The organism is uncultured Hyphomicrobium sp. (genome assembly GCF_902826555.1).
Taxonomy (GTDB): Bacteria; Pseudomonadota; Alphaproteobacteria; order Rhizobiales; family Hyphomicrobiaceae; genus Hyphomicrobium_C.
Genome location: NZ_CADEFI010000065.1, coordinates 1 through 2,539 on the forward strand (window position 1 = coordinate 1; position 2,539 = coordinate 2,539).

3 protein-coding genes are annotated in these 2,539 nt (G+C 65.7%); 1 reads left to right on the top strand and 2 read right to left on the bottom strand.

Going from position 1 to position 2,539, the window contains the following annotated elements; all coding sequences use genetic code 11:
• Positions 1 to 103: 103 nt before the first annotated feature.
• Entirely contained in the window at positions 104 to 631 is a 528-nt protein-coding gene (infC, locus tag QZV93_RS17070) for a translation initiation factor IF-3 (protein ID WP_295559878.1), read from the bottom strand.
• Between the two features lie 214 nt (positions 632 to 845).
• Positions 846 to 2,039 (bottom strand): glycosyltransferase family 4 protein, encoded by a 1,194-nt coding sequence (locus QZV93_RS17075; protein ID WP_295559879.1) that lies wholly within the window; start codon positions 2,037 to 2,039, stop codon positions 846 to 848.
• 35 nt (positions 2,040 to 2,074) lie between these two features.
• Between QZV93_RS17075 and QZV93_RS17080 the strand changes: the two genes are divergently transcribed.
• On the top strand, positions 2,075 to 2,539 hold a 465-nt coding region (locus QZV93_RS17080), incomplete at its 3' end, for an alpha/beta fold hydrolase (RefSeq protein ID WP_295559881.1).

Below are 2,539 nucleotides of genomic sequence, written 5' to 3' on the forward strand. Positions count from 1 at the left end.
AGGGTCAGGAGCGGACATCGATGTCTCGGTCTCCAGGCGCGCAAATGAAAACGGCGACGCATGGCGCCGCCGTTCAAAAGAGAGAGCTAGGTCGAGCGCTGCGCTATTTCGGAGCCAGGACCATCACCATCTGGCGGCCTTCGAAGCGCGGCTCGGATTCGACCTTGGCGATCGGCTCGACGTCGTTCTTGACGCGGACCAGCACGGCCATGCCGAGCTGCTGATGCGCCATCTCGCGACCGCGGAAGCGCAGCGTCACCTTGACCTTGTCGCCTTCCTCGAAGAAGCGTCTGATGGCGCGCATCTTCACGTCGTAGTCGTGATCGTCGATGCCGGGGCGCATCTTGATCTCTTTGATCTCGACGATCTTCTGATGCTTGCGCGCTTCGGCGGCTTTCTTCTGTTCCTGATACTTATATTTGCCGAAGTCGAGAATCTTGCAGACGGGCGGCTCGGCGTCCGGCGAAACCTCGACTAGATCGAGTCCCGCCTCCTCGGCACGGGCGAGAGCATCAAACTTGCTCACGACACCAACGTTCTGTCCGGTCTCATCAATCAGCCGTACTTCACGCGCCCGGATCGCGTCATTGATCTTCGGGCCGGTCGGCTCGCGCTCGGCGGCGCCACGCATAGGCTTGCGGATGTTCAGTCTCCATCAATTGTTTCAGTCAATCGGCAATAGCTACGGCAGGTCCCGTCAGAACACAACGCCTCTGGAACGATCCCTGGGGAGGGTCGCATTTCCACCGTGGACTGCCGACTGTTGGGCCGGAGCATTGTGAAGAACCTCGTCCAAGTCAAGCGATTGCAGGCTGATGCAACGCAGAGAGCGGGGATGGGTGCCGTCAGCGGTAGGCGGCGGCGAGGTGTGTGCCCAATAAACCATCATAGACCTCCAGGGTCTGGCGCCGCATGGAGTCGAGGCTGAAGTGCGTTATGGCCCGGGTCCGGGCGCGGGCGCCGAGGGCTGCGCGCGCGTCGGGTGAGAGGCTCAAGGCCTCGCCCATGGCGGCCGCCAGTCTCGGGGCGTCGCCCGGGGGGACGAGCCAGCCGGTGATATTTTGCGGTTGTACGGCCGGGGTCGCCGCCACTGTTTCCGGCGGCGCGCCAATGTCGGTTGCGATGACCGGGCACTCCATGGCCTGGGCTTCAGTGGCAACGCGGCCGAAGGCTTCGGGCTCGATCGAGGCGACGATGGCGAGATGGGCGATGGCAAGCGCTGCCGGCACGTCGTCCACGTGCCCCGGGAGTACGACCTTGCCGTTCAAGCCTGCGGCGGCGATCTCGGCTTCCAGGCGCTGGCGATAGGACTCGCGCCCCTGGGCGTCGCCGGCCAGCACGACGATGCTGTCGCCAAGGCGGCCTTCCTTTTCGAGCAGGCGCGCCGCTTCGATGACGGTGCTCTGGCCCTTCCAGTTGGTCAGACGTGCGGGCTGGAGGATGACGCGGGTTGCGGGCGCGATCTGGAGCCTCTCGCGCAATGCGGCCTTTCTCTGCTCCGAAACAGCCGCAGGGCCGAATTTCTCGCCGTCCACGCCACGGTAGATGACGCGAATCCGATCCTGCGGGGTGCCGTAACGGTGCTCGACCAGGCGCTTGGTGAAGTTGGAGTTGGCGATGACGACATCGCCTTTGGCCATGACGGCGTTATAGGCGCGCTTCAGGCTCGTCTTCTCGTTATAGGCACCGTGATAGGTGGTGACGAAGGGCTTCCCGGCGCGGCGCGCGGCGATCAGGGCGCTCCAGGCCGGAGCGCGGCTTCGCGCGTGCACCAGATCGACGCCTTCGGTGGCGATGATGCGGCCGATGAGCGTGGCGTTCCACAGCAGGCGGATAGGGTTCTTGGTGGCGGCCGCGAACGGCACAAACTCGCCGCCGGAGGCGGTGATCCGGGGCGCCAGGCGCCCGCCCTCGGACAGAACGAGGGCGCGGCCGCCGGCGCGGACAATGGCGTCGGCGATTTCAACGGCCGACAGCTCTGCGCCGCCGGTGTCGAGCTCGGGGATGATCTGCAGTATGGTCGGGCGCTTGTCGGCCAAGCCGGCCTCCGGGTGACGAGATAGGGCTTCATAGGATGGGCGCGACAGAACCGCAATTCATCACTGTCGGCACCGGATCCCGGGCACGCCGGATCGCCTTTTTCTCGCAGCCGCCGGCCCGGGAGGGTGGCCCCGGGCTTGTTTGGCTGATCGGCCTCAAGTCCGACATGGTTTCGACCAAGGCCGAGGCGCTGGCCGAATGGACGGCTGCGCGGGGGCTGGGCTTCACGCGGTTCGACTACTCTGGTCACGGACGGTCTGAGGGTCGCTTCGAGGAGGCGACGATCAGCTACTGGCTGGACGAGAGCGAAGCGGTGTTCCGCGCTTTGACGCGGGGACCGCAGATCCTCGTCGGGTCGAGCACCGGGGCGCATGTGGCGCTGCTGCTCCTGCGACGGCTGATGGAGGTGGCGCCCGAGGAAGCGGAGCGCGTGCGCGGCCTCGTGCTTGTGGCGCCGGCCTGGGATCTGACCGAGCTGATGTGGAGCCAGCTTCCGGAC

What these genes read in the sequence shown, in the direction of transcription:
- infC (WP_295559878.1), bottom strand. Translation starts at nt 631, where the DNA reads ATGCGTGGCGCCGCCGAGCGCGAGCCGACCGGCCCGAAGATCAATGAC.